The organism is Streptomyces sp. NPDC059816, assembly GCF_042732055.1.
Classification (GTDB): Bacteria; Actinomycetota; Actinomycetes; order Streptomycetales; family Streptomycetaceae; genus Streptomyces.
Genome location: NZ_JBHWIQ010000003.1, coordinates 107165 through 133225 on the forward strand (window position 1 = coordinate 107165; position 26061 = coordinate 133225).

Here is a 26061-nt window from a genome sequence, read left to right on the forward strand (position 1 = left end):
TACGTCCCGCGGTGAGGGCAGACGCGTTCTCCCGACACGGTTGATCACGAGGAGTCAGTACGGCAATGCCCTCCAGCGACCCCACGCCCACCCCCCGTTTCAGCGTTGTCGTCCCGGTCTTCAAGGTCCAGGGTTACCTGCGGGAGTGCCTGGAATCCCTCCTCGCCCAGGACTTCACGGACTTCGAGATCATCGCGGTCGACGACTGCTCACCGGACCAGAGCGGACAGGTCCTCGCCGAGTTCACCGCCCGCGACCCCCGGGTGGTGACCGTCCGGCACGAGTCCAACGGCGGGATAGGCCGGGCCCGCAACACCGGTGTGGAGCGGGCCCGCGGCGACTACCTCTTCTTCCTGGACAGCGACGACACGGTCACCCCGGGCACCCTGCGGGCGATGCACGACCGGCTCTCGCTCACCGACGACCCGGACATCCTGATCGTCGACCACGTCCGCACCTACTGGTGGAACGAGGTCCGCACCAGCGCCACGTCCGACCTACTGGCGCGGACCGGCACCGAGGTGTTCCGACCGGCCGACCGGACCGAGTTCCTGTCGATGTTCGCCGTGGTGTGGAACCGGGTCTACCGGCGGGACTTCTTCGTCGAGAACGGCTTCTCCTTCACCGACGGCCTGTACGAGGACGCCCTCGTCGTCTACACGACGATGCTCACCGCCGAACGCGCGGTCTGTCTGGACCACGTCAGCGTCGAGTACCGCCAGCGCCGCAACGGGAACTCCATGCAGACGCCGGGCCGCCGGCACTTCACGATCTTCGAGCAGTACCAGCGGCTCTTCGAGTTCCTGGGCACCCGCCCCGACCTGGACCGGCTGCGGCCGATGCTCTTCGAGCGGATGATCAGCCACTTCCTGCACACCTTCGCCCGCGAGAGCCGGGTGGTGCGCGCCGACCGGCCCGAGTTCTTCCGTCGGGCCACCGAGATGTACCAGCGCCACGTACCGCCCGGCTTCACCCTGCCGGCCGGTGCGCAGGGCGCCAAGTTCCAAGCGGTGGCCCGGGGTTCGTACTCCGGTTTCCAGGCCCTCAAGCTGGTCAACGGCACCCGGCTGCGCGGCGCCGACGGGCTGCGCAAGGCCAGGCGGACGGTCGGCAGGCGCGCCTACGCCAGCTACTACCGGCTCCAGTTGAAGCGGCCGATCGACGAGAACCTCGCGGTCTACTCCGCGTACTGGAACCGGACGCCCGCCTGCAATCCCCTGGCGGTGTACGAGAAGGCCAAGGAACTGGCGCCGCACGTGCGCGGGGTGTGGGTGGTGCGCGCGGACGCCGTCAAGGGCCTCCCGCCGGGCGTGGACCACGTCGTCGCCAACACCCCCCGCTATTGGGAGGTGATGGCCCGGGCCAAGTACTTCGTCAACAACGTCAACTTCGCGGACCACGTCGTCAAGCGGCCCGGCCAGGTGCACATACAGACCCACCACGGCACGCCCCTGAAGCGCATGGGCATCGACCAACAGCGCTACCCCGCCGCCGCCAAGGGCATGAACATGGAGAAGCTGCTGGCGCGCGCCGACCGCTGGGACTTCAGCGTCTCGTCCAACCGGCACTCCAGCGAGCAGTGGGACCGGGTGTACCCGTGCTCCTTCGAGTCGGTGGACGCCGGCTACCCGCGCAACGACGTGTACGCCCGGACCGACGGCCGCGAGGTGCTGGCGATCCGGGAGCGCCTGGGCATCGAGCCGGGCCGGATCGCCGTGCTGTACGCCCCGACCGCCCGCGACTACCAGGTCGGCTACGTTCCCCGGCTGGACCTGGAACGGGTCAGCCGGGCGCTGGGCCCCGGGTTCGTGCTGATGGTCCGCACCCACTACTTCTACGGCCAGGACCAGCGTCTGACGGAGCTGACCGAGCAGGGCGCCCTGATCGACGTCTCGCGCCACCCGAGCGTCGAGGAACTGTGCCTGGCCTCGGACGCGTTGGTCACGGACTACTCGTCGATCATGTTCGACTACGCGGTGTTGGACCGGCCGATCGTCACCTACGCCGACGACTGGGACGTGTACGTGCGCTCCCGGGGCGTCACCTTCGACCTGATGTCCGGCGAGCCCGGCAAGACCCCCGGGGCCGTCGCCACCACGGAGGACGAGCTGATCGAGACGTTCCGCGAGGGGCGCTGGGACGACGAGCGGACCAGCGCGCTGCGGGCCGCCTTCCGGGAGCGGTTCTGCTCCTGGGACGACGGGAACGCCGCGGAGCGGGTGGTGCGGCGCACACTGCTGGGTGAGGCGATCGCCCCGACCCCGCTGCCGCTGGCGGAGCGGACCCCCGCGCCGAGCCCCCGCAAGGCCGCCGCCTCCGCCGGGCGACGGGGAGGTAGCGGTGACGGCACCTGACGACCTGGCGCGCGGGGCGCGGCTGAGGGCCCACGGCGAGGTCTCCACCGCCCTGGCGCTGCACAGCGACGAGGCCCTGGGCGCACTCGTGGACGCGGCCGTACCGCTCGGAAGGGGCATCGGCGGGAAGTCGTCCCTGCTGGAGGTCGCCGGACGCCGAGTCTTCGTGAAGCGGGTGCCCCTGACCGACCTGGAGCGGCGACCGGAGAACGTCCGGTGCACGGCGAACCTGTTCGAGCTGCCGGACTTCTGCCAGTACGGCCTCGGCGGCCCGGGCTTCGGCGTCTGGCGGGAGCTGGCCGTGCACACCATGACGACGAACTGGGTGCTGGCGGGCGAACACGAGGGCTTCCCGCTGCTGCACCACTGGCGGGTGCTGCCGGATGCGACGCCGCTGCACGAGGAGCTGGCCGACGTCGAGGCGGTCGTCGCGTACTGGGACGACCGCCCGCAGGTGCGCCGGCGCATCCACGCCCTGCGCGACTCCTCGGCGAGCGTCGCACTGTTCCTGGAGTACGTTCCGCACCACCTCCACCAGTGGCTCGGTACGCAGGTGGCGGCGGGCGAAGAGAGCGCGGACCGGGCCTGCGCGATGGTGGAGTCCCAGTTGGCGGCCGGCATCTCGTTCATGAACGACCGGGGGTTGCTGCACTTCGACGCGCACTTCGAGAACGTGCTGACCGACGGCCGGCGCCTCTACTTCGCCGACTACGGCCTGGCGACCTCCTCCCGCTTCGCGCTGTCGCCGGAGCACGCCGACTTCTACGAACGGCACCGGACCTACGACCGCAGCTTCACCACCGCCTATCTGGTGAACTGGCTGGTCACCGCGCTGCACGGCGACGACCCGCGGGACCGTGGGGTCCGCGAGGCACGGGTGCGCGCGTACGCCGGGGGCGAGCGCCCGGCGGGGCTGCCCGAGGTCGCCGCGGCGATCATCGCGCGGGACGCACCGCTCACCGCGCTGATGGCGGACTTCTTCCGTGAGCTCCAGCACGGGAGCCGGAAGACCCCCTACCCGCAGGAGGAGGTCCGTCGGATCGGCGGCTTCTGAGCCCGTCCGGCACCGGGCCGACGGGACGTGCGGGCAGCCGAAGGCCCGCGACCCGGACGTTCCGGGCCGCGAACCGTCACGCGCTCACGAGGGCGCGGGCGGGGTGGATCAGGGCTCGCGGGGGGCCCGGGGCTTCTCGTCCGCGGTTCCCGTGGCCGTGACCTCCTTGAAGTCGACCTTGCCCATGTGCTTGGTCATCGACTTCATCAGGCCCCAGACGGCGACCGCCATCGCCGCGAAGACGATGAACCCCAGCACTCCGGGGGTGACCTTGTTCTTGTCGACCTCGGCGGCGAGGGGGACGAGGTTGGCGACCACCTGGCTCGCGCTTGCGCTCACACTCATGTCAGGCATTCTCGCGGATGCCCGCGAAGAGGTCGTCCTCGGGGAGGGATGTATCGACGAGCGACTTCGCCAGCTCGTACTCCTCGGTGGGCCAGACCTCCTTCTGGAGCTCCATCGGAATGCGGAACCAGCCGCCCTCCGGGTCGATCTGCGTGGCGTGCGCGATCAACGCCTTGTCCCGGATCTCGAAGAAGTCCGCGCACGGCACGTGCGTGGTGAGGGTCCGCTCGACCCGCTCGAACTCGTCCCAGCGCTTCAGCCAGTCCCCGTAGGGGGATTCCAGGCCGCGGTCGAGCATCGCCTGGTGCAGCGCCTCGGTGCGGGGCCGGTTGAAGCCCTGGTTGTAGTACAACTTGTCCGGCTGGAACACCGGCCCGAACGCGTCCTCGGGGAAGGCCTCCGCGTCGCCCGCGCCGTCGTACGCGATCATCGTGATCTTGTGGGTCATGATGTGGTCGGGGTGCGGGTAGCCGCCGTTCTCGTCGTAGGTGGTGATCACCTGCGGCCGGAAGTCGCGGATCTTCCGCACGAGCCGCCCCGCCGCCTCGTTCTCGTCCTCCAACGCGAAGCAGCCGTCGGGCAGCGGCGGCAGCGGGTCGCCCTCGGGCAGCCCCGAGTCGACGAACCCCAGCCATTCCTGCTGGACGCCGAGGATCTCGCGCGCCTCGTCCATCTCCTTCTTGCGCACTTCGTGGATGTTGTCCTCGATGTACTGGTCACCCTGGAGTTTCGGGTTGAGAACGGACCCGCGCTCGCCGCCCGTGCAGGTCACCACGAGCACGTCCACCCCCTCGGACACGTACTTCGCCATGGTGGCCGCGCCCTTGGACGACTCGTCGTCCGGGTGGGCGTGCACGGCCATGAGTCGCAGCTGCTCAGTCAAGACTCGATCCTCGTCGAATACGGCGCCCCGATGAGGGGGCGCGATGGGCGGCTTCTATAGTGACCGAATCGGGGGGCGAATAATTCCGGGACCCCGTCCCGTCACCCCCACCAGGAGGACGATCATGAGCGCGGTCCGTGAGCAGCTCCCGGAGGGCCGGTACGGCCGCTCCGCGGAAGAGCACGTCGACCGCAAGCTGAAGATCATCGGTTCGGTCCTGGGCGTGGGTCTCCTCGCCCTGGTCACCTGGATCGGGTACGGCTACATCACCGGCAAGGCGGTGAGCGCCGAGCTGATCCGGTTCAAGGTGGTCTCGGACAGCGCCGTCGAGGTGCACCTGGAGGTCCGCAAGGACGCTTCGGTCCGGGGCTACTGCACGGTCCGCTCCCAGTCCGAGGACGGGGCCGAGGTGGGGCGCGCGGACTTCCGCTTCGACCAGCGGGCCGATCGCATCGACGAGGTGATCACCTTGCGGACGACGGCCCGGGGGACCTCCGCCGAGCTGGTGGGCTGCGAGTCCGACGGATAGCACCGGCTCCCGCGGGGCCCTCCCGCCCGGTCGGTGAACCGCGGGTGACCGCCCGCCGACGCCGTGTTTGTCGGTGCGTGCGGGTGCGCATGCTCTCTGGGAGGGCCGTACGAGATCCGCACGGCGCTGGCCTGCGTTGATGTAAGTCTGATGCGATATGTCCTCCCCCTACAGCGCCGCAATTGTTAGGCTCGTGGTTTCGCCCACCGGTAGGCACACCCTGTTCCGGTAGGGCGATGCTTTGTATTCCCAGTACCGACGAGGAGCACCAGTGACCCAGACCAGTGAGAGCGTCACCTGGCTTACGCAGGAGGCGTACAACCAGCTCAAGGCCGAGCTGGAGTACCTGTCTGGTCCCGCTCGCACCGAGATCTCCAAGAAGATCGAAGCGGCGCGCGAGGAGGGAGACCTGCGCGAGAACGGCGGGTACCACGCGGCCAAGGAGGAGCAGGGGAAGCAGGAGCTCCGGGTCCGCCAGCTCACCCAGCTGCTGGAGAACGCGAAGATCGGCGAGATCCCGCCGGACGACGGCGTCGTGGAGCCCGGCATGGTCGTGACGATCGCCTTCGACGGCGACGAGGACGACACGCTCACGTTCCTCATGGCGTCCCGTGAGTACCCGTCCTCGGACATCGAGACCTACTCCCCGCAGTCGCCCCTGGGCGTCGGTGTGAACGGCAAGAAGGTGGGTGACGAGGCGACGTACGAGCTGCCCAACGGCAAGCTCGCGTCCGTCAAGGTCCTCGCTGCGAAGCCGTACTCCAGCTGACCGTACGAACGGGGCTCCGGGACGTTTCCCGGGGCCCCGTTGCTGTGTCCGCGTACGCCCGGGGGCGGGGCCTTTCGGGTGCGCTCGGCTCCGGGTGCGCTGTCCCCCTCGGGTGCGCGGTGCGTTTCGCGCAGTTCCCCGCGCCCCTATCCGGTGCGTCCCGGTGGGGGTGCGCTGTCCTGCGCGGGTACGCGGTTGCTTCGCGCAGTTCCCCGCGCCCCTTGATGGGGGCGCTTCTCGTCGCCGTCGTCCGCCCCGCGGCGCACCCCCGCCAGAGCAGGCCCCGCGAGGAGCGCCCCGCCAGGGGCGCGGGGAACTGCGCGAGCAACCCCCGCGCACCCGCACGGGTTCACGCGCCGAAGTCGTACTCCAGTACGTACGCCGCGGAGTCGAGGACGCGGTCCGCCGGATCAGTACGACCGGCAGAACTGGATGGGCTCGTCACCCCGTTCCGCAGGGCGAGCGTAGATCCTGTCGGGTCCGGTGTCCGGCCGAGTGACCGCACACGGACCGCCTGCCCGTCCACCCCTCCCGGGCCAACCGCGCGATGCCGCGCCGGCGGAGCTCCTGCCCCGTCACGGCATGTCGTATTCCGCCGTGAGTTCGCGACCGCTCCCGAGGAAGTCCGTCGCGTACTCGGTCACCGCACCGTGCTGGTCCCAGTAGTGGTTGCTCCAGGCGAGGACCGGGGTACCGGCCGGAACGCCCAGCGCCTCGGTGAGGTCGTCCGGGGTGTGCCGAACGGCGAGGGAATCCCGCCTGCGCACCACTCGCCGGCCGGTGCGTTCCTCCACCAGGCCGAAGGTCATCGCCGGCAGCGGTTCCGGGGCGAGGAGTTCCGGGGCGCTCTCGGCCAACTCCGGCGGCAGCCACGAGGTCGAGACCGCGACGACACCTTCGCCGTCCACGTACCTGCGCCGCCGCCAGACCACCGGGACGCCCACCTCGACGCCGAGCGCCGCAGCGACATCGGCCGGCGCGGGTTCGAGCCCGGCGCCCAGGACCTCGACCCGTTCACCGGCTCGCACCCCACTGGTTCCGGCGCGCAGCATCCGCAGCCGGTCCGGGCCGGTGGTCTGCTTCCGCCCGAGGTCGGCGAACGTGCCCTGCGTGGAGGAGCGCACGTACCCCTCCGCCTGGAGCTGCTTGATCGCCTTCGCGGCCGTTGCCGTGGCGACGCCCCACTCCGTGGAGATCTCCGCGATGGACGGCAGCTTCACGTCCTGGGTGAGTTCCCCGTCGACGATCTTCTGCCGGAAGTGATTCGCGATCTGTATGAACGGCGGCAACTCCCGCCGGATCCGCGGCGCCATCTCGCCTCCCGAGTTCGTGTACTAGCTCGCCCTTGAGCGTACCCCCAGGGCCGACTTGACGGGCGTAAGCTAGCACACACATAGTCTACGTCAGCTAGTACACGACTATTGGGGGTTGCCATGTCACTAGAAGGCCCACCGATGCGTTCGCCCCTCGTCCCCTACGTCACCGCGTGGAGTTCCGAACGTGCCGCGCGTCCGCACGTCATCACGCGGGGTGCGGGCATCGGCTACGCGGACGAGTCGCCCTTCGACCGCGACTCGGACGGAGTCCTGTGGGCGCGGGAGGGGGTGAGCCCCGGCAGGGGGAAGCCGGAGTTCGGGCGGGTGCACCTGCTGCGCCAGCGGCGGGCGATGCGACGTCTGCTGTGCCAGATCTGCGCACGGGCGGCCGACCGGAACGCGGACGGGGTCCTGTGGCTCATCGGCGAGGACGACGCCGAGGACATGACGACCACGCACCCGCCGGTCTGCGTGCCGTGCGCGGCCCAGGCGGTGCGCGCCTGCCCGTACCTGCGGGGCGGACACGTCCTGGTGCGCGCCCGGACGTGCGTCCCCCTCGGGGTGCACGGGGTGGTGTACGAGCCAGGGTTCCCCTTCCCGCGGGTGCACCGGGACGGAGGCGTCACCTACGACGACCCGCGCATCCGTTGGACGCGGGCCGCCCAACTGATCGTCCAGTTGGAGGGGTGCACGACGGTAAACCGAAACGCCTCCGCACCCGAGCCAGATCAGGCCCCATAAGGGGCGCGGGGAACTGCGCGAAACGCACCGCGCACCGCACGGAACAGCGCACCATCAGGTGGACGCACCTCAGGGGCGCGGGGAACTGCGCGAGCAACCCCCACGCACCCGCACAGGACAGCGCGCCCCCACCCGGACGTACCAGGTGGGGGCGCGGGGAACTGCGCGAGCAACCCCCGCGCACCCGCACGGAACAGCGCACCGCCCCGGGCAACCCAAACGCTGAACCGAACCGGTTCAGGCCGCCGCGTTGCGGTACTTGCGGACGGCCAGCGTACGGAAGACCACGATGATCAGCACCGACCAGAGCAGGGACGCCCAGACCGGGTTCTGCATGGGCCAGGCCGAGGACTCGACCACCCCGGGGTTGCCGAACAGCTCACGGCACGCCTGCACGGTCGCACTGAACGGGTTCCAATCGGCGACGTGCTGGAGCCACGGCGTCATCTTGCTGCTGTCCACGAAGGCGGTGGAGATGAACGTCACCGGGAAGAGCCAGATCAGCCCGCCGGAGGTCGCGGCCTCCGGGGTACGGACGGACAGGCCGATCAGCGCACCGATCCAGGTGAACGCGTAACCGAGCAGGAGCAGCAGGGCGAACCCGGCCACCACCTCGGGGACGCTGGTGTGGGTGCGCCAGCCGACGAGCAGCGCCACGACCGCGAGGACGAGCAGCGTCAGTGCCGTCTGCACCAGGTCGGCCAGGGTCCGGCCGGTGAGGACCGCGCCACGCGCCATGGGCAGCGAACGGAAACGGTCCACGAGTCCGCGGTGCATGTCGTCGGCGATGCCCGCGCCGGCCCCCGCCGTGGCGAAGGTGACGGTCTGGGCGAAGATGCCGGCCATCAGGAACTCGCGGTACACCTCGGGGCTGGTGGAGCCGCCGATGTTCATGGAGCCGCCGAACACGTACGAGAACAGCACCACGAACATGACGGGCTGGAAGATCCCGAAGATGATCATCTCGGGGATGCGGGACATGCGGATCAGGTTCCGCTTGGCGATGACCAGGGAGTCCCGGACGGACTGGAGGGCCCCGCCGGTGCCCTTCGGTGCGGCGATCTCCACCGCTTCGGTCACGGCGCTCACTGGTTGGTCTCCTCGGCGGTCGTGGTGGCGGCGACGTGGCCGGTCAGGGAGAGGAACACGTCGTCGAGGGTGGGGCGGCGCAGCCCGATGTCGTCGATCTCGATGCCCCGGACGTCCAGTTCCCGGATGACCTCGGCGAGCAGCTTGGCCCCGCCGACGACGGGCACGGTGAGCTTGCGGGTGTGCTGGTCGGTGGTGACCTCACCCTTGCCGAGGGCGGCGAGGACGCCGGAGGCGTCGGCTATGTGGTCGCGCTGGTGGACGACGACCTCGACCCGCTCGCCGCCGGTGCGGGCCTTGAGCTGGTCGGATGTGCCGCGGGCGATGACCTTGCCGTGGTCGACCACGGCGATGTCGTGCGCGAGGTGGTCGGCCTCCTCCAGGTACTGCGTGGTGAGCAGGAGGGTCGTCCCGCCGGTGACGAGTTCCTGGATGACCTCCCACAGGGCCTGGCGGTTGCGGGGGTCGAGGCCGGTCGTCGGCTCGTCCATGAACATCACGGGCGGGGAGACGACGAGGGCGGCGGCGAGGTCGAGCCGGCGGCGCATGCCGCCGGAGTACGTCTTGGCCGGGCGGTCGGCGGCCTCCGCGAGGCCGAACCGGTCGAGCAGTTCGCCCGCGCGGACCTTGGCGGCCTTCGCCTTGAGCTGGTAGAGCTGGCCCACCATCTGGAGGTTCTCGCGGCCGGTCAGGTACTCGTCCACGGCGGCGAACTGGCCGGAGAGGCCGATCGAGCGGCGGACGTCGTTCGGGTGCTTGAGGACGTCGATGCCCGCGACGACCGCGCGACCGCTGTCGGGTCGGAGCAGTGTCGTCAGACAGCGGACGGTGGTGGTCTTCCCCGCGCCGTTCGGGCCGAGCAGGCCGAGGACGGTGCCTTGGGGGACGTCGAGATCGACACCGTCCAGCGCCTTGACGTCACCGAAGGTCTTGACCAGACCTTCGGCGTAGATGGCGCCTGGCATGTGGTTACTCCCAGTGGTTCGGTCGCCCGTGGCCGGGTGACGCATCAAACGAAAAACATGAAATGCCCGAGATGCCCAAGTGTGCACGATCGCGGGGCGTGAAAAATCCACATGCGACACAGCGCTGCGCGGCCCTACTCTGCGAAGTCGCCGCGAGTGACCCAGGACACGCACCATAACGCGATGTATCGCGTTTGCTCAACTGGTTTTCCAAGACCCCCAGGATGGCGGGGAACGGTCCAGGGGATCGGCGGTGATCGGCGGTGACGGGTGGGCACACGGGTGCGCCGGGCCCGTCCGTGTGACGGGCCCGGCGCATGCGGGCGGGGTTCCGGGCGGCCGAACCGGGCGGGGGCCGCTCCGGGCGTCAGGCCACGGCCTGCCTGACGAGCGCGGCGAGCGCCGCCTCGGCCTTCTCGCTCAGCTCGGTGACGGCGTACGACGTGGGCCACAGGCCGTCGTCGTCCAGGTTCGCCGCGGTGGTGAAGCCAAAGGTCGAGTAGCGCTCCTTGTCGACGTGCCCGCTGCGGAAGAAGCACACGACCTTCCCCTTGCGGGCGTAGGCCGGCTGTCCGTACCAGAGCTTCGGCGACAGCTCCGGGGCGTTGCTCGTGACGACGAGGTGGAGGCGTTCGGCCAGGACACGGTCCGCCGGTTCCATCTCTGCGATCTTCGACAGCACGTCGAGTTCCTCGGCCGCCGCCTTCTTGCCGCGACCTCCGCGGCTCGTCTCCTGCTTCAGCTCCGCGGCGCGCGCCTTCATCGCAGCACGTTCCTGCTCGGAGAAACCGCCCGTGGTCCTCTCGTCGTGCGTGCTGCCGTCCGCGCTCATCGATGTCACTCTCCTGCTCGTGATCGGTGGGAAGTGACCTCGACGCTAACCGTGGCCCGAGCGCCGCGCTTCTCGATTCCTGACCGGTTCGGGTCGACGGATCGGGGCCGGTCAGAGCCCCCTCGAACCGGTCAGGAATCGAGAAGCCAGCGCCCGGTGGTCCTGCCTAGCGTGAGGCACATGAACCTCACCATCCACTACGCCTTCCTCCCGCACACCGACGCCGAAGCGGCCCTGGGCTTCTACCGCGACGTCCTGGGCTTCGAGGTCCGCAACGACGTCGGTTACGAGGACCTGCGCTGGATCACCGTCGGACCGGCCGGCCAGCAGGGCACCTCGATCGTGCTGCACCCGCCGGCCGTCGACCCCGGCCTCACCGACGAGGAGCGCCGCACCGTCCTGGACCTCATCGGCAAGGGCGCCCACACCCCGATCACCCTGGCCACCGACGACCTCGACGGACTCTTCGAACGGCTGAGGGCCGCCGGCGCCGAGGTCGTCCAGGAACCCGTCGACCAGGACTACGGGGTCCGCGACTGCGCCTTCCGCGACCCCACCGGCAACATCATCCGCGTCAACCAGCTCACCTGACGGGCACGTACGGGAGCGACGGGGCCGTTCACGAGACGCAGCCCCGTCGGCCCCGTCGGCGGCGACAGCGGCGACAGCAGCGACAGCAGCGACAGCAGCGACAGCAGCGACGTCCAGCCGGTGTTCAGTCGATGATGGTGTACCCGGCGGTGCGCAGCGCCTCGCGGACCTCCGCGCAGTGGTCACCGCCCTTGGTCTCCAGGTGCAGTTCGACCTCCGCCTCCGTGAGTCCGAGCCGCGGATCGGTCCGTACGTGGCTGACGTCCAGCACGTTCGCGTCCACCACCGAAAGCACCCCGAGCAGCGTGGCCAACGCCCCCGGCCGGTCCGTCAACCGCAGCCGGACGGCGAGGTAGCGCCCCGCCGCGGCCATCCCGTGCCGCAGGATGCGCTGCAACAGCACCGGATCGACGTTGCCCCCCGACAGCACCGCCACCACCGGCCCCTCGAACGCCCCCGGCTCCCCCAGCAGCGCGGCCACCGGCGAAGCCCCCGCCGGCTCCACGACCTGCTTGGCCCGCTCCAGGCACAGCAGCAGCGCACGGGACAGCTCGTCCTCGGAGACCGTGCGCACCTCGTCCACCAACTCGGCGACGATGCGGAACGGCACCTCGCCCGGACGCCCGACCTTGATCCCGTCGGCCATCGTCGCCTGGTACCCGATCGACACCGGTCGGCCCGCCGCCAGCGAAGGCGGGTACGCCGCCGCACCCGACGCCTGGACGCCGACGATCCGCACATCGGGCCGGAGCGCCTTCACCGCGACCGCGATGCCCGCCGCCAACCCGCCGCCGCCCATGCCGACGACCACGGTCCGCACCTCGGGGCACTGCTCCAGGATCTCCAGCCCGACCGTGCCCTGTCCCGCGACGACGTCCCGGTGGTCGAACGGATGGATGAAGACGGCGCCCGTCCGGCGGGCGTGCTCCTCGGCAGCGGCCAGGGTCTCGTCGACGACCTGACCGTGCAACCTCACCTCCGCGCCGTACTCGCGGGTCGCAGCGATCTTAGGGAGCGGTGCACCCACGGGCATGAAAACGGTGGCACGAACGCCGAGCAACTCCGAGGCGTGCGCAACGCCCTGCGCGTGGTTGCCGGCACTCGCCGCGACGACCCCCGCGGCGCGCTCTTCCGGCAGCAGACCCGCGATCCGCACGTAGGCGCCGCGGAGTTTGAACGAGCCCGTGCGTTGGAGGTTCTCGCATTTGAGGTGAACCGGTGCACCGACCAGCGACGACAGATGGCGGCTGCCCTCTATGGGGGTCATCCGCGCGATCCCCTGGAGCATCTTCCGGGCGCCGCGGACATCGTCCAGCGTGACGGGCGGATCGCCGGGGAGAAAGGAGTCAGCGGTGGCATAGCTCATGACGCAAGTCTCGCAGCTCACGCCGGGCGTGCCGGCGGGCGCGACGGGTTTCCCCAGCGCCCGTACGGGGGACCCCCGCTCCGCGTACTGTGTCCCCCAATTCTTTCCGTACGCATGAAGTGAGCCTTCGGCCATGCCCACAACACCAGAAATGTCGATGGACATGATGACCTCCGGCGACACCGGTCTTCTCGACGCGCTTCAACACGAAGTGGCCCTCTTCGCCCGCCGGGCGGAGCAGACCCGCCTCGGCGGCGTCGGGCAAGTGCGCAACTCCATGGACCGTGCCGCGTACCTGCTGCTCAACCGCCTGGACAAGGAGGGACCCATGGGCGTCAAGGCACTCGCGTCGAGCATGGGCATCGACTCCTCGACGGTGACGCGCCAGGTCGCCCCGCTCGTCGACACCGGACTCGTCAAGCGCACCTCCCACCCCGAGGACGGCCGTGCGGTCGTCCTCCAACTGTCACCGCGTGGGCACGCCCGCCTCAGCGAAGTGCGCTCCTCGCGCAGGGAGTTGATGGCGCAGCTCACCGAGGACTGGGAACCCACCGAGCGCGAGGTCTTCTGCGCCCTCCTCACGCGCTTCAACACCGCGCTCTCCACCAGGATGGCCGCGCCCGCGCCGGAAACGGAGGTCATCAGCCGCTCCTGAACTACCGCGGCCCGTCTCGACGGGTCAGCCGAGCACCACCGTGCGACGGGCGGCAACTCCCGTTCACCCGACCCGGGTTCTCCTCGCCACCCCCTCCGGAGCCGACGCCGACTGGACCCGGAGGTCCGACGAAGGAACCCGGGCCGACCGTCGCCCTCTTGACCCCGGCCCCGCACCCGGCCCGATAGTGGGAGCACGGGCCCGGCGGGCGGGCCGGGGACCGCCTCCCCGCACCGGCCGACGCGTCCGCCGTCGGGACGTCCGGTCAGGAGGCGCGATGCGGCACCGGCGTTCCACCCAAGGCGCCTACTGCGCCGCGGAGTTCGACGACTTCGCCGCGGGCGCCGGCGGACGACTGCTGCACCTCGCGACCCTGTTGACGGCCGAGCCCCCGGACGCCAACCCGCGCGCCCGACGCCTGCTCGTCGACGCCCTCGCCCACACCTACGCCGCCTGGCGGCAGTTGCGCGGCGACGACCCGTACGCCCACGCCCGTGACCGACTCGTCGTCCGCTTCGCCGGGGACGCCTGGCGCGTCTGGCGCGTCTGGCGCGTCTGGCGCGTCTGGGAAGCGCTGCCCCACGCCGGGACACAGCCGAGCGGGGCCGTCCTCGCCGGGCTGACGACCCACGAACGGCTCGTCGTGGTGCTGCGGTTGCACGAGGGGGTCGCCGAGGAACAGGCCGCCGCACTGCTCGGGCTGTCCGAACACCGGGTACGGGCCCTGTGCACGGTCGCCGTCGCCGAGGTGCTGCGCCCCCGCCGCCCCAGGTCCGTCGCCCTGCCCGGGGCGGCACCCTCATGACCAGCTGGACGGGACCGTGAGCCGCGCCGAACGGGACGAGGCCGCCGTACGACGACTCCTCGACGCGCCCCCGCCTCCCGTGCCCCCGCGGCTGCGCGTCGAGGCGGCGGAGCGCGGTGGACGGCTCCTGCGGCGCAACCGGGCCGTCCGGCGGGCGCTGTGGCTGTTGCTGTGCGCCGCCGTCACGGCGGTCGCGGTGTGGGCGGCGGTGGCCGACGAACCGGCCGGACCGCCGGCGGACACCACCCCGCCGCTCACCGGCTGGTGAGCGGCGGGGTGGGCTCAGCCGAGCGCCTGCTGGAGGTCGGCGAGGAGGTCGTCCACGTTCTCGATGCCGACCGACAGCCGGACCAGGTCCGCCGGCACCTCCAGGGCCGAACCCGCGGCCGAGGCGTGGGTCATCCGGCCCGGGTGCTCGATCAGCGACTCCACCCCGCCCAGCGACTCGCCCAGCGTGAACAACCGGGCCCGGTCGCACACCGCGACGGCGGCCTCCTCACCACCGGCCACCTGGAACGACACCATGCCGCCGAACCGCTTCATCTGCTTCGCGGCGACCTCGTGCCCCGGGTGCTCGGGCAGCCCCGGGTACAGGACCTTGGTGACCCGCGGGTGCCGGGTCAGCATCTCGGTGATCCGCCCGGCGTTCTCGCTGTGCCGGTCCATCCGCACCGGCAGCGTCTTGATGCCCCGCAGGACCAGCCACGAGTCGAACGGACCGGCGATCGCGCCCATCGCGTTCTGGTGGTACGCCAACTCCTCCGCCAGCTCCGCGTCCCCGGTGACCAGGGCGCCGCCGACGACGTCGGAGTGACCGCCCATGTACTTGGTCAGCGAGTGCACGACCACGTCCGCCCCGAGCGCCAACGGCTGCTGGAGGTACGGCGTGGCGAAGGTGTTGTCCACCACCAGCCGCGCCCCGGCCTCCCGGGCGATCTGCGCCACGACCGGGACGTCGGTGATGCCGAGCAGCGGGTTCGAGGGGGTCTCCACCCAGATCACCCGGGTCTTCGGGGTGAGCGCGGCGCGGACCGCCTCCGGGTCGGAGGTGTGCGCGACGGAGAACTCCACGCCCCAGCGCGCGGCCACCTTCGCGAACAGTCGGAAGGTCCCGCCGTACGCGTCGTCCGGGATCACCACGTGGTCGCCGGGCGAGAGCAGGGTGCGCAGCAGGCAGTCCTCGGCCGCGAGCCCCGACGCGAAGGCGAGACCGCGCGCCCCGCCCTCCAGCGCCGCGAGGTTCTCCTCCAGCGCGGTCCGGGTCGGGTTGGCGCTGCGGCTGTACTCGTAGCCGCCCCGCAGCCCGCCCACCCCGTCCTGTTTGAACGTGGACACCTGGTGGATCGGCGGGACCACCGCCCCGGTCAGCGGATCGGCGGTGTTGCCCGCGTGGATCGCGACGGTTTCGAAGGAGTGCGTGGGGTGCGAGTCGCTCATGGGCACCGAGCGTAATGCGGCGCGGACCGGACGGGGCACCGGGACGGGGTCCGTGATGTGACAGGTTCGCCAATTGTCGGACGCGTCTGGTTCGCTTGTACGCATGGAGATTCTCTGGTTCCTGATGGCGCTGGCCCTGCTGACGGCGGTGCTGGTGCCGTTCCTGCGCCGCGGGCGCGGGGGCGGCGGCATCCAGCTGGTCAGCCCCGACGCGCCGGACGCCGCGGATCCGGCGTCGTACGGCTTCCTGCTCCAGGAGCAGCTGGACGTCCGCATGCCCGGCCCCGACACCGACCTGGTCGACGTGCTGGACGTGGTGCGCGGCACCCAGGACTGGCGGGCCGCGTCCCAGCTGCTCGCGGGCACCGGTGCCGAGGGCGAGCGGCGCTGGCAGCGCGTCCAGGCGTTCGCGGGCTCCGCGTCCCTGGAACTCCAGCAGCGGCCCGGCGGCACGGGCGGGGCGGGCGCCGGCGCGCAGTGGCTGCGGTCCTGGCGCACCGATGCGCCGAAGGACGCGGGGGGCGCGGCGGTGCAGGCCGAGTTCCTGGTGCAGCAGGCGTTCCGCACGGCGACGCCCGGCACCGACGAGTTCCGGATCATCCTGGAGGAGGCCCGTGCGGCCTGTGGTCAGGCCGCGCTGCTGGCACCCGGCGACCCGGTCCCGTACGTCATCGAGCTGAGCATCGCCCGGGGCCTCGGCTACCCGCGGACCGAGTTCGAGCAGCTGTGGCTGAAGATCCTCGACCGTGCGCCCGCGCACATGGGGGCGCATCTCGCGGCGCTGCACTACTGGGGTGAGAAGTGGCACGGCTCGCGTGAGCTGGCGTACTCCTTCGCGGAGGCCGCGGCGGCGCGGGCGCCCCAGGGTTCGCTGCTGTCGGCGCTGCCGCTGTTCGCGGTGTACCAGCACCTGCCCGAGCTGGCGCTGGTCAACGACTTCTACGGCACGGAGGTCGTGCGCAACGCGATCGAGGGCGCTCTCTTCGCGGCGCACTCGGCGCGCCCCGACGACCCGATGCTGCCGCACGTGCGGCACCTGCTGGTGTTCTTCCTGGTCCGCTCGGAGCGGTGGGGCGAGGCGATGCAGCAGTTGGTCCAGGTGGACGGGCACGTTGGGGCCGTGCCGTGGACGGTGTCGGCTGATCCGGCTGCGGACTATGCGGTGTACCGGGCGTTGGCGGTCGCGGGCTACGAGGCGAACGGGGGGAGCCCTGCGACGCTTCCGCGCTGAGCGCAGTCCGGGCGGTTCCTGTTCGGGGCCGCCCGGAGCCTGCGGCGCGTTGCCCTGTGCGGGTGCGCTGCTCTGTGCGGGTGCGTGGTTGTTTTGCGCAGTTCCCCGCGCCCCTTATCGGGTGCGATCGGCCCTGGGTTCACTGTCACGTGCGGGTGCGCTGTTGTTTTGCGCAGTTCCCCGCGCCCCTAGAGGGGCGCTCCGGTGGGGGGCGTTCCGCGGGTCACTGAGCGCGGGACCCGCAGGTGGCGACGCACCCGCACCAGGGCGCCCCGATCAGGGGCGCGGGGAACTGCGCAGACCGACAGCGCACCCGAGCAGAACAGCGCACCGCCACGTGATCGCACCCGATAAGGGGCGCGGGGAACTGCGCAAAACAACAGCGCACCGCGCAGAGCAGCGCACCGGCAGGTGGTCGTGCGCGGCAGGGGAATGGTTGGGTGGTGCCGGTCGTTGGACCGGAGGAAGCGGTAGCCCCCGGAGGAGACTCATGTTCCTGCACAGCCGTACCCCGCAGCTGCCGACGCCGGAGCAGGCCCTGAAGGGACGCCCGGAGCCGGCCTACGACGTGCCCGAGCGCCACACCGTCCTCGGCAACCCCCTGCTCGGCCCCTACCCGCAGGGCCTGGAGGTCGCCGATTTCGGCCTCGGCTGTTTCTGGGGGGCGGAGCGCAAGTTCTGGCAGACGGAGGGTGTCTGGACGACCCTCGTCGGTTACCAGGGCGGCTACACGGAGCACCCGACGTACGAGGAGGTGTGCGCCGGTGTGACCGGTCACACCGAGGCGGTGCGCGTGGTGTACGACCCGGCCGTGGTGTCGTACGAGTCGCTGCTGAAGCTGTTCTGGGAGTCCCACAACCCCACGCAGGGCTTCCGCCAGGGCAATGACGTCGGTACGCAGTACCGCTCGGCGATCTACCCGCACTCCCCCGCGCAGGCCGCGGCTGCGGAACGCTCCCGCGACGCCTACCAGCGGGTCCTGTCCGCGACCGGCCACGGCACCATCACCACCGAGATCCTGCCGGCCGAGGGCCGCGAGCTGTACCCTGCCGAGGGGTACCACCAGCAGTACCTCGCGAAGAACCCGAACGGCTACTGCGGCATCGGCGGCACCGGCGTGGCCTGCCCGATCGGCGTGGCCCCGGCCGACGGCTGAACCGCCACGATCCCACCCCCGACCGCCGACCAGTTCGCGCCGGAGTGCGGGCACTGCGTTGATTCCGGCGGGGGAACGGGGAGGCTCCGCCCGATGACCGGGGCACGGGTCCCGGTGCTCTCATCGGGAGGGGACACCGCATCATGGCAGTGCGCAGACTGCTCTCCACCGCGGCCGTGGCCGCCCTCGTGGCCGGCGCCGCGCTGACGGCCGCCCCGATCGCCCAGGCGGACGCGACGGCCGCCCCCGGGACCGCCCGGACCGTCGCGAACGCACAGGCGGATGCGGCCGGTTGGGTGTACTACGGCTACCGTCCGAACCTCGGCGAGTGCATCCGGGCGGGCCAGGCACTGGTGGCCTCGGGGTGGACCACCGCCTACCGGTGTGACGACGGCCCGTGGGTCACCCTGCTCTACGTGTGGGAGTGAGCCGCATCGCCCCGGGGGCCGTGTGGTTCAGCGGCCGTACTCGTCGGGGCGGTGCTCCACGTACTCGACGGTGAGGCCGTCCGCGTGCCGGGCGGTGAAGCCGGAGCCCGTGGGCACCCGGTGCACGGGGACGAGGATCTCCGCGCCCTCCGCCTCCAGCCGGGCCAGGTACGTGGACACCGAGGCGACCAGCAGGGTCCCGTGGGTCGCACGGAACGGCGCGAGCACCTCGTCGGTCCCCTCGATCAGGAGGAAGGCGCCGACCGCGGCCAGGGCCAACTGCTTCTCCGGGTAGGTGAACCACAGGTCCCGCTCGGTGTCGAGCAGTCGTTCGTAGGAGGACGTCAACGCCTCCAGGGTGCCGGGGCCGGTGAACACCCGCAGGAACACCCGGGGTTCGGTGAGGTGTGAGGAGTCGGAGGAGCGGCGCTCCAGGACCGTGTCCGGCTTCGTGTGCTGGGTCATGGCGTCAGCCTCGCCGCCCCGGCGCGGGCCTGCCAGTGGCCCGTTCCTACGGTGACCACAGGTCATAGGCTCGGCGCATGACGTCGAACGGTCCGCAGTCCAACCCCGCCGCCCTGCGCCGCCGGGAGCTCGGCGCGTTCCTCCGGGCCCATCGCGAACGGTTGGCCCCCGGTGCGGTCGGGCTGCCGAGCGGTGCGCGCCGTCGGACGCCGGGGCTGCGGCGGGAGGAAGTGGCGGCGCTGTCCGGGGTCGGCGTCGCCTGGTACACCTGGCTCGAACAGGGGCGGGTGGAGACCTCGCGGGAGGTCCTGGAGTCGGTCGGCCGGGCGCTGCGACTGGACGCGGAGCAGCGGGGCCACGTGCTCCGGCTCGGCGGCTACGCACCGTTGACGGTGACCGAACCCCCGAACGTCGCCGACGGCACCGAGGGGGCCACGGAGGCGGGGCGGTTCGGCGGGGCGGGCGGGGTGCCCGGTGCGCTGCGGCGGATGATCGACGCCTGGGAGGGGTCGCCGGCGCTGGTGCTCGATCCGGTGCTGGGGATCGTCGGGTGGAACTCCGCGTACCTGCGGGTCTGGCCCGACCCGGGCGGGGTTGCCGACGACGAGCGGAACCTGTTGCTGCTCCTGCTCGGCGACGGGGCCCACCAACGGCTGCTGCTCGACTGGGAGGAGGTCGGGCGGGACCTGCACCGGCACTTCCGGGTGTTCGCGGACGGGGCGCCCGACGATCGGCGGGTGCGGGAGGTGTCGGGGCGGTTGGAGTCGCTGCGGCCCGACCTGGCGCACTGGTGGCGGTGCCGCGAGGTGGCGAGTTTCGCGCCGCGCACGGTGCGGCTCGCCGCGGGGGGCCGGGGCGACCCGGTCGAGTGGGAACTCTCCCTGGTCGCCCCGGCGGTGGGGGGCGGCGGGCTCAGCGTGCTGGTGCAGACACGGATCGACCGGGCTGACCGGGCTGACCGGGGTGACCGGGCCGAGTAGGCGGGTCAGTCGGTGGGCGGGGCGGGCGCGGGGCGGAGCTTGCGGGCGGTGGTCGAGGCGTCGTAGCCGTCCGGAACGCCCGGCACCAGCACGGTGCGGCAGTCGAAGTTGCGTACGCGCAGGGGCAGGAGCTCCTGGTACGCGTCGGAGTCCCACCAGTCGCGGGCGGCAGCGGTGTCGGGGAACCCGATCATCACGATCGCGCCGGGCCAGGGCCCCTCGATGACCTCGGGCTCGACGCCGTGCACCAGGAAGCGTCCGCCGAAGGGGTCCATGGTGGCCTGGATGCGCTCGATGTAGTCGGCGATCTCGGCCATGTCGGGCGGGGTGTCACGGGGCTGGAGGTGGCAGATGGCGTACGTGGTCATGGTCCCGTCCTTGCGGCTCGGGCCGCCCGCTCCGACCGCGTGCGTGCGGCGGTCGGAGCGGGCGACTGCTTCGGTGTCGATACTCGTACGGGGTCGCGGCCCGGTCGATTACTCCGGAGGTAAGGGGCGTCGCGGGTGCGGCGAGGGGTCGTCAGATCGTGGTGGTGTCGATGACGAACCGGTAGCGCACATCGCTGCGCAGCACCCGCTCGTAGGCTTCGTTGACCTGGTCGGCGGGGATGACCTCGATCTCCGAGGCGATGCCGTGCTCCGCACAGAAGTCCAGCATCTCCTGGGTCTCCTGGATGCCGCCGATGTTCGACCCGGCGAGCGACCTGCGGCCTCCGATCAGGGCGAACAGGTCGAGGGAGACCGGCTCTTCCGGGGCGCCGACGTTCACCAGGGTGCCGCCGGTGCGCAGCAGGGAGAGGTACTTCCCGAAGTCCAGGGGTGCGGACACCGTGGAGACGATGAGGTCGAAGCGGTCGCGCAGCTTCTCGAAGGTCTCCGGGTCGCTGGTGGCGTGGTAGTCGGTGGCACCGAGCCGCAGGCCGTCCTCGCGCTTGCCGAGGGTCTGGCTGAGCACGGTGACCTCGGCGCCGAGTGCGTGGGCGATCCGGACGGCGAGGTGGCCGAGGCCGCCCATGCCGATGACGGCGACCCGCTGGCCGGGGCCGGCGTTCCAGTACCGCAGCGGGGAGTACGTGGTGATGCCCGCGCAGAGCAGGGGCGCCGCGGTGTCGAGGGGCAGGGCGTCGGGGATGCGGAGGGTGTAGTTCTCGTCCACGACGATCTGTCGGGCGTAGCCGCCGTAGGTGGGGTCGCCGTTCTTGTCGCGGTCGTTGTAGGTGGCGACGGGGCCGTTCGCGCAGTGCTGTTCGAGGCCGGCGCGGCAGTTGTCGCAGGTGCGGCAGGAGTCGACGAGGCAGCCGACGCCCACGCGGTCGCCCACGGCGAAGCGGGTGACCCCGGCTCCGGCGGCGGCGACGGTGCCGGCTATCTCGTGGCCGGGGACCATCGGGAAGATGCCCTCCTGCCAGCCGTTGTTGACCTGGTGGATGTCCGAGTGGCAGATGCCGGCGTACTGGATGTCGATGAGGACGTCGTGCTCGCCGAGGGGGCGCAACGGGACGGTGGTGCGCTCCAGCGGGGCCTTGGGCGTGGGAGCGGCGTAGGCGGGAACGGTGGTCATGGCGGGCGTCTCCTCGGTCCGGCGCGGGCCGTCGGGTTCCGGCGGTCCACGCTGTCGTGCGCGTTCGATAGGTGCACCGCGTACGGGTACCGCGGTGTTCGTGGGGTTCACGAGGTTCTTCGGTGTTCGTGGTGTTCGTGGTGTTCGTGTACGGAGTCAGGGATGACCCTCCCCCATAGAACACCTGGCCGAACATCGGTTCGTGGGCGCCCCCTCAGAACCGTGCCGCGGGGGCGCCCCGGTCGTACGAGGCGTACGCGTACAGCGAGGCGAGGCTGCTGCCGGCTGCGGAGCCCTGGACGCAGGTCCGGGTCCGGGTCCGGGTCCGGGTCCGGGGGCAGCGGAAAGGGCCGCCGCTCCCCTGGTTCGGGGGAGCGGCGGCCCTGTGCCGTATGCGTACCGGTGCACCGGGCACGGGACGGCACGCACCGGCCCAGCGGGCGTCAGACGGCCGAGCCGGCCTTCCACTGCGCCCAGCCCATGTTCCAACCGTTGAGGCCGTTGTCGGGCTTGATGGTGGTGTCACCGGTGTTCTTGACGACCACCACGTCACCGAGCAGCGAGTTCTTGAAGAACCAGGAGCCGGGGGTGTTCGGGTCGCCGGCGCCCTTCGTGTCCGACAGCCCTATGCAGCCGTGGCTGGTGTTGACGCCGCCGAAGATGGACTTGGCGCCCCAGTAGTTGCCGTGGATGAAGGTGCCGGAGGTGGACAGGCGCATCGCGTGCGGCACGTCCTTGATGTCGTACTCGCCCTTGCCGTCGTCGTCCGTGAAGCCGACCGTCGCACCGTTCATCCGGGTCTCCTTGAACTTCTCGGAGATCACCATCTGACCCTCGTACGTCTTCGTGGTGGGCGCACCGGCCGAGATCGGGATGGTGCGCACGACCTTGCCGTCCTGGGTGACCTTCATCTGCTTCGTCTTGGCGTCGACGATGGAGACCTGGTTGCGGCCGACCTTGAAGGTGACGGTCTTCTGCTGGACGCCGTAGACGCCGGCCGCGCCCTCCACGCCGTCGAGGGCGAGCTTCAGCGTGACCGTCGCGTTCTCGGTCCAGTACTTCTCGGGGCGGAAGTCGAGGCGCTGGGGGTTGAACCAGTGCCCGACGACCTCCTCACCGCTGCTGGTGGAGACCGTGACGGCCTCCTGCACGGCCTTGCGGTCGGTGATCGCCTTGTCGAAGTTCAGCGAGACGGGCATGCCGACGCCGACCGTCGAACCGTCCTCCGGGGTGAACGAGCCGATGAAGCTGTTCTTCGGCGCGACGGTGGTGAACGACGCGTTCTCGTGGGACGCGCGACCCTCCGCGTCGGTGGCCGTGGCGGTGACCTTGTAGCGGGTGGCCCGTTCGAGTTGGGTGTCGGGCTTCCAGGACTTCTTGTCGGCCGATATCCGCCCGGCGACGGCCTTGCCGTCGCCCGTGGTCATCGCGACCTTGGTGAGGGTGCCGTCGGTCACCGAGACCTTGGCGGCGTTGTTGATGCTGGCGTTGCCGGCGCCGTCCTTCGGAGCGATGAGGATCTTCGCCTCGGACGCCTTCTCCGCCGCTGCCTTGTCGACCTGTGCCTGTGGCTTGCCCGACGCGTTCGCCCCCGCGTCACCGCCGCCGTCCCCCGATCCCCCGTCACTGCACGCGGTGAGCACCAACACCCCGCTGAGCAGCGCGGACGCGGCCATGACTCCCCTGCGCCGCCTACTGTCCGTCATCACAAGCCTTTCCATCGTCACCGATTTCCCCGCACACACGGCAGCCCTGTCCAGGTACAACGCGCTGACCACGCCTTCCGGTTCCAGCGTCGATCAAGCTGTGGGACACACCACGTCCGCCGACACCGGCCCGTACGGGGCTCGTTCCCCGTGTCTCCGGCGCGCCGCACGAGCGGCCCCGTTCACCCCGGGGCGGCTCCCCCGGAAAGGGCGCGAGGCCCCGGCGGCGCATGCCGTCCGGGGCCTCGTCCGTCCGTGGTCGGCCGGAGCCGAACCCGAATCGGCACACGCCGTCGGGTCCTACCGGAGGTCGCCGCCCGCGTCCTCGCTCCCCCCATCATCGTCGTCCTCGTCCCAGTCCGTTCCTTCGGGGTCGTACTCGGCCTCCGCGACTTCCTCGCTGCTCCAGGAGGCCCGCAGCAGATCGATCCCGGGAACCTCCCTGACCAGGTCGAACGGGTCCACGAGATAGGCGAGCGCCTCGGCTGTGTCCTGTTTCACAGCGAGTTCGGCACGGGCCCGCTCGGTGGGGTCGATGTGATCGTCCCGGGCGATCAGCCGGAGAGCGCCGCCGGTCAGCGCGTCCCCGTCGCGGACTTCCACCAGCAGATCGGCGTGCAGGCGCACATAGTGGGATGTTTCGGTGTTGGTCATGGTTCGGAGCGTAAGGCCGAGGAGCCCCGCGACTTTCCTGCGACCCGCGGGGTTCACTAGCATCGGTCCACCCGGCCAATTCGCCAGCGTCACAAGGGGATCGATATTCCGTGTCCGCCGCCCGCCGCTCGTTGCTGACCGCAACCGCCGCCGGAACCCTCCTCGGCGCCCTGTGGTTCGTCCCTTCCGCCAACGCGACCGACGGAGAGCCCCTCACCCCGCCCCGGTCGGCCGCCGACGCGTCCATCAGATCCGAGGGCTCCCCCCTCACCCCGCTCAGCCCCGTCACGTACCGGGCGCCGAGCACCAAGGCCGCACAGGACGGCGCACGCCTCGCCGACACGGGTGCCTTCGACACCGCCCCGTACGTCTACGGGGGCACCGCGTTCCTGTGCGTGGGCGCCGGCTTCGTCGTCTACTCGGTCCGCCGGAGCCGCACCGCCCCCTGAGGCACGGGGAACTGACTGGCCGAGTGACGCCCGACCCCGTGGCATGGCGGGGTGTCAGGCCAGCGGGCCGGTCACCGACTCCGCGGCACTGACCAGGTGTCCGTCGCGGACGAAGGCGTCGGCGGCGGCCAGGTCGGGGGCGAGGAACCGGTCAGGTCCGGGTCCGTCGACCCCGGCCCCGCGCGCCGCGGCGATCACCGCGCGGGACGCCTCGGCGGGGGTCAGCCCGGCACGCAGTTCGATCGCGCGGGTGGCCGCGTACAGCTCGATGCCGAGCACCCGGGTGAGGTGGGCGACGGCGGTGCGCAGCTTGCGGGCGGCGGACCAGCCCATGGAGACGTGGTCCTCCTGCATCGCGGAGGACGGGATCGAGTCGACGGACGCCGGCACGGCGAGCCGCTTCAGTTCGCTGACCAGCGCGGCCTGCGTGTACTGGGCGATCATCAGACCGGAGTCGACGCCCAGGTCCTCGGCGAGGAAGGCGGGCAGGCCGTGCGAGCGGTTCTTGTCGAGGAGCCGGTCGGTGCGGCGTTCCGCGATGGAGGCGAGGTCGGCGACGGCGACGGCGAGGAAGTCGAGGACGTAACCGACCGGTGCTCCGTGGAAGTTGCCGTTGGACGCGACCCGACCGTCCGGCAGGACGACCGGGTTGTCCACCGCGGCGGCCAGTTCCCGTTCCGCCACGAGGCGGGCGTGCGCGAGGGTGTCCCGCCCGGCGCCCGCGACCTGGGGCGCGCACCGCACCGAGTAGGCGTCCTGGACCCGCGGGGCCTCGTCCTGGTGGTGGCCGGTGAGTCCGGAACCGCGCAGCACGGCCAGCATGTTGGCGGCGGCTGCGGCCTGTCCGGGGTGCGGGCGGATGGCGTGCAGGGCGGGGGCGAGCACCTGGTCGCTGCCGAGGAGCGCTTCCAGGGTGAGGGCCGCGGTGATGTCGGCCGAGGTGTAGAGCCGGTCGAGGTCGGCGAGGGCCATCAACAGCATGCCGAGCATGCCGTCGGTGCCGTTGAGGAGGGCGAGCCCTTCTTTTTCCCGCAGTTCGACGGGGTGCAGGCCGTGCGCGTCGAGCAGGTCGGCGGCGGGGCGGACGGTTCCGTCGGGCCCCTCGGCGTCGCCTTCGCCGATCAGGGTCAGGGCGCAGTGGCTCAGCGGGGCGAGGTCGCCGGAGCAGCCGAGCGATCCGTACTCGTGGACGACGGGGGTGATGCCGGCGTTCAGGAGGTCGGCCAGGGCGTGGGCGACCTCCGGGCGCACGCCGGTGTGCCCGGAGCACAGGGTCTTCAGCCGGAGGAACATCAGCGCGCGGACGACCTCGCGTTCGACCCGGGGGCCGAGCCCGGCGGCGTGCGAGCGGACGATGTTGCGCTGGAGGCGGGCGCGCAGGTGCGGGCCGATGTGCCGGGTCGCGAGCGCGCCGAATCCGGTCGAGACGCCGTACACGGGTTCGGGTCGGGCGGCGAGGGCCTCGACGATGTCGCGCGCGGCGGTGAGGGCGGACTCCGCCTCTTCGGACAGCCGGACGCGTGCGCCGTCCCGGGCCACGGCGAGCACATCGACCGCGGTGGTCCCCGAGGCCCCCAGCACCACAGTGTGCATATCCATATTCAGGAGCGTACGCAGTGAATTGGAGCTTGTCACGAGGTCCGTGGACCCCACCCAGCCGCCGGAGCGGGCCCCGAACGACGCATCGGTGCACCGGCGCAC

28 protein-coding genes are annotated in these 26061 nt (G+C 71.3%); 14 read left to right on the plus strand and 14 right to left on the minus strand.

Annotated elements, in window-relative coordinates:
* The first annotated feature begins 65 nt into the window (after positions 1-65).
* Together ACFV88_RS05260 and ACFV88_RS05265 are read left to right on the plus strand one after the other, a co-directional pair.
* A complete protein-coding gene (locus tag ACFV88_RS05260) occupies positions 66-2354 on the plus strand; it encodes a CDP-glycerol glycerophosphotransferase family protein (RefSeq protein WP_385486223.1) in 2289 nt (762 codons plus the stop codon).
* Positions 2341-3408, plus strand: a complete 1068-nt coding sequence (locus tag ACFV88_RS05265) for a protein kinase family protein (protein ID WP_385486225.1) — start codon at positions 2341-2343, stop codon at positions 3406-3408. The genes ACFV88_RS05260 and ACFV88_RS05265 overlap by 14 nt, the downstream gene beginning before the upstream one ends.
* A 108-nt stretch (positions 3409-3516) precedes the next feature.
* Here ACFV88_RS05265 and ACFV88_RS05270 read toward each other — a convergent pair whose 3' ends face one another.
* Positions 3517-3762 carry a hypothetical protein gene (locus tag ACFV88_RS05270; protein WP_385486227.1) on the minus strand — a complete coding sequence of 82 codons (246 nt, stop codon included), beginning with the start codon at positions 3760-3762 and terminating at the stop codon, positions 3517-3519.
* Positions 3755-4636: a mycothiol conjugate amidase Mca gene (mca, locus tag ACFV88_RS05275; RefSeq protein WP_385486229.1), complete on the minus strand. Its 882-nt coding sequence runs from the start codon at positions 4634-4636 to the stop codon at positions 3755-3757. Before mca ends, ACFV88_RS05270 begins: the two co-directional genes overlap by 8 nt.
* A gap of 124 nt (positions 4637-4760) precedes the next feature.
* Between mca and ACFV88_RS05280 the strand changes: the two genes are divergently transcribed.
* Entirely contained in the window at positions 4761-5165 is a 405-nt protein-coding gene (locus tag ACFV88_RS05280; protein WP_385486231.1) for a DUF4307 domain-containing protein, read from the plus strand.
* Positions 5166-5436: 271 nt separating this feature from the next.
* Positions 5437-5934 carry a transcription elongation factor GreA gene (gene greA / locus ACFV88_RS05285; protein WP_385486233.1) on the plus strand — a complete coding sequence of 166 codons (498 nt, stop codon included), beginning with the start codon at positions 5437-5439 and terminating at the stop codon, positions 5932-5934.
* A gap of 575 nt (positions 5935-6509) precedes the next feature.
* Here the strand turns inward: greA and ACFV88_RS05290 are convergent.
* Positions 6510-7247, minus strand: coding sequence for a GntR family transcriptional regulator (locus ACFV88_RS05290; protein WP_385486235.1), 738 nt, complete (start codon positions 7245-7247; stop codon positions 6510-6512).
* 141 nt (positions 7248-7388) lie between these two features.
* Here ACFV88_RS05290 and ACFV88_RS05295 point away from each other — a divergent pair, with 141 nt between their 5' ends.
* Positions 7389-7991 (plus strand): hypothetical protein, encoded by a 603-nt coding sequence (locus ACFV88_RS05295; RefSeq protein WP_385486237.1) that lies wholly within the window; start codon positions 7389-7391, stop codon positions 7989-7991.
* A 237-nt stretch (positions 7992-8228) separates the two neighbouring features.
* On the opposite strand, the gene ACFV88_RS05300 is transcribed toward ACFV88_RS05295, so the two are convergent.
* From ACFV88_RS05300 to ACFV88_RS05310, 3 genes are all read right to left on the minus strand, one after another.
* Complete coding sequence (locus ACFV88_RS05300; protein WP_385486239.1) at positions 8229-9080, minus strand: ABC transporter permease; 852 nt, start codon at positions 9078-9080, stop codon at positions 8229-8231.
* Positions 9077-10045 carry an ATP-binding cassette domain-containing protein gene (locus ACFV88_RS05305; RefSeq protein ID WP_385486241.1) on the minus strand — a complete coding sequence of 323 codons (969 nt, stop codon included), beginning with the start codon at positions 10043-10045 and terminating at the stop codon, positions 9077-9079. Before ACFV88_RS05305 ends, ACFV88_RS05300 begins: the two co-directional genes overlap by 4 nt.
* A gap of 367 nt (positions 10046-10412) precedes the next feature.
* On the minus strand, positions 10413-10877 hold the full coding sequence (locus ACFV88_RS05310; RefSeq protein WP_385486243.1) for a DUF1801 domain-containing protein: 465 nt from the start codon (positions 10875-10877) through the stop codon (positions 10413-10415).
* A 180-nt stretch (positions 10878-11057) separates the two neighbouring features.
* Here ACFV88_RS05310 and ACFV88_RS05315 point away from each other — a divergent pair, with 180 nt between their 5' ends.
* Positions 11058-11468 (plus strand): VOC family protein, encoded by a 411-nt coding sequence (locus tag ACFV88_RS05315; RefSeq protein ID WP_385486245.1) that lies wholly within the window; start codon positions 11058-11060, stop codon positions 11466-11468.
* A gap of 124 nt (positions 11469-11592) precedes the next feature.
* On the opposite strand, the gene ilvA is transcribed toward ACFV88_RS05315, so the two are convergent.
* Positions 11593-12834 carry a threonine ammonia-lyase gene (ilvA, locus tag ACFV88_RS05320; RefSeq protein ID WP_385486247.1) on the minus strand — a complete coding sequence of 414 codons (1242 nt, stop codon included), beginning with the start codon at positions 12832-12834 and terminating at the stop codon, positions 11593-11595.
* A gap of 151 nt (positions 12835-12985) precedes the next feature.
* On the opposite strand from ilvA, the gene ACFV88_RS05325 reads away from it, so the two are divergent.
* From ACFV88_RS05325 to ACFV88_RS05335, 3 genes are all read left to right on the plus strand, one after another.
* Complete coding sequence (locus ACFV88_RS05325) at positions 12986-13489, plus strand: MarR family winged helix-turn-helix transcriptional regulator (RefSeq protein ID WP_385486726.1); 504 nt, start codon at positions 12986-12988, stop codon at positions 13487-13489.
* 277 nt (positions 13490-13766) lie between these two features.
* Positions 13767-14294 (plus strand): RNA polymerase subunit sigma-70, encoded by a 528-nt coding sequence (locus tag ACFV88_RS05330; protein WP_385486249.1) that lies wholly within the window; start codon positions 13767-13769, stop codon positions 14292-14294.
* Between the two features lie 16 nt (positions 14295-14310).
* On the plus strand, positions 14311-14562 hold the full coding sequence (locus ACFV88_RS05335; protein ID WP_385486251.1) for a hypothetical protein: 252 nt from the start codon (positions 14311-14313) through the stop codon (positions 14560-14562).
* Between the two features lie 14 nt (positions 14563-14576).
* On the opposite strand, the gene ACFV88_RS05340 is transcribed toward ACFV88_RS05335, so the two are convergent.
* Positions 14577-15731: a cystathionine gamma-synthase gene (locus ACFV88_RS05340; RefSeq protein ID WP_385486253.1), complete on the minus strand. Its 1155-nt coding sequence runs from the start codon at positions 15729-15731 to the stop codon at positions 14577-14579.
* A gap of 103 nt (positions 15732-15834) precedes the next feature.
* Here ACFV88_RS05340 and ACFV88_RS05345 point away from each other — a divergent pair, with 103 nt between their 5' ends.
* The 3 genes from ACFV88_RS05345 (at position 15835) to ACFV88_RS05355 (ending at position 18546) form a co-directional block, all read left to right on the plus strand.
* Positions 15835-16962 (plus strand): hypothetical protein, encoded by a 1128-nt coding sequence (locus tag ACFV88_RS05345; RefSeq protein ID WP_385486255.1) that lies wholly within the window; start codon positions 15835-15837, stop codon positions 16960-16962.
* A gap of 490 nt (positions 16963-17452) precedes the next feature.
* Positions 17453-18118: a peptide-methionine (S)-S-oxide reductase MsrA gene (msrA, locus tag ACFV88_RS05350; protein WP_385486257.1), complete on the plus strand. Its 666-nt coding sequence runs from the start codon at positions 17453-17455 to the stop codon at positions 18116-18118.
* Positions 18119-18261: 143 nt separating this feature from the next.
* Positions 18262-18546 carry a hypothetical protein gene (locus ACFV88_RS05355; RefSeq protein ID WP_385486259.1) on the plus strand — a complete coding sequence of 95 codons (285 nt, stop codon included), beginning with the start codon at positions 18262-18264 and terminating at the stop codon, positions 18544-18546.
* Positions 18547-18573: 27 nt separating this feature from the next.
* Here the strand turns inward: ACFV88_RS05355 and ACFV88_RS05360 are convergent, their stop codons facing one another.
* Complete coding sequence (locus ACFV88_RS05360) at positions 18574-19011, minus strand: hypothetical protein (RefSeq protein WP_385486261.1); 438 nt, start codon at positions 19009-19011, stop codon at positions 18574-18576.
* A 77-nt stretch (positions 19012-19088) separates the two neighbouring features.
* Between ACFV88_RS05360 and ACFV88_RS05365 the strand changes: the two genes are divergently transcribed.
* Positions 19089-19991: a helix-turn-helix domain-containing protein gene (locus ACFV88_RS05365; RefSeq protein ID WP_385486263.1), complete on the plus strand. Its 903-nt coding sequence runs from the start codon at positions 19089-19091 to the stop codon at positions 19989-19991.
* Between the two features lie 5 nt (positions 19992-19996).
* Here ACFV88_RS05365 and ACFV88_RS05370 read toward each other — a convergent pair whose 3' ends face one another.
* From ACFV88_RS05370 to ACFV88_RS05385, 4 genes are all read right to left on the minus strand, one after another.
* Entirely contained in the window at positions 19997-20359 is a 363-nt protein-coding gene (locus ACFV88_RS05370; RefSeq protein WP_385486265.1) for a DUF1330 domain-containing protein, read from the minus strand.
* Positions 20360-20510: 151 nt separating this feature from the next.
* Positions 20511-21551 (minus strand): NAD(P)-dependent alcohol dehydrogenase, encoded by a 1041-nt coding sequence (locus tag ACFV88_RS05375; protein ID WP_385486267.1) that lies wholly within the window; start codon positions 21549-21551, stop codon positions 20511-20513.
* A gap of 443 nt (positions 21552-21994) precedes the next feature.
* Positions 21995-23257 carry an Ig-like domain-containing protein gene (locus ACFV88_RS05380; RefSeq protein ID WP_385486269.1) on the minus strand — a complete coding sequence of 421 codons (1263 nt, stop codon included), beginning with the start codon at positions 23255-23257 and terminating at the stop codon, positions 21995-21997.
* A 300-nt stretch (positions 23258-23557) separates the two neighbouring features.
* The gene (locus ACFV88_RS05385) at positions 23558-23911 is read right to left on the minus strand and encodes a hypothetical protein (RefSeq protein WP_385486271.1); all 354 of its coding nucleotides are present in this window, start codon (positions 23909-23911) and stop codon (positions 23558-23560) included.
* A gap of 110 nt (positions 23912-24021) precedes the next feature.
* On the opposite strand from ACFV88_RS05385, the gene ACFV88_RS05390 reads away from it, so the two are divergent.
* Positions 24022-24360 carry a hypothetical protein gene (locus tag ACFV88_RS05390; RefSeq protein ID WP_385486273.1) on the plus strand — a complete coding sequence of 113 codons (339 nt, stop codon included), beginning with the start codon at positions 24022-24024 and terminating at the stop codon, positions 24358-24360.
* Between the two features lie 54 nt (positions 24361-24414).
* Here the strand turns inward: ACFV88_RS05390 and hutH are convergent, their stop codons facing one another.
* Positions 24415-25953, minus strand: coding sequence for a histidine ammonia-lyase (hutH, locus tag ACFV88_RS05395; protein ID WP_385486728.1), 1539 nt, complete (start codon positions 25951-25953; stop codon positions 24415-24417).
* Positions 25954-26061: the final 108 nt, after the last annotated feature.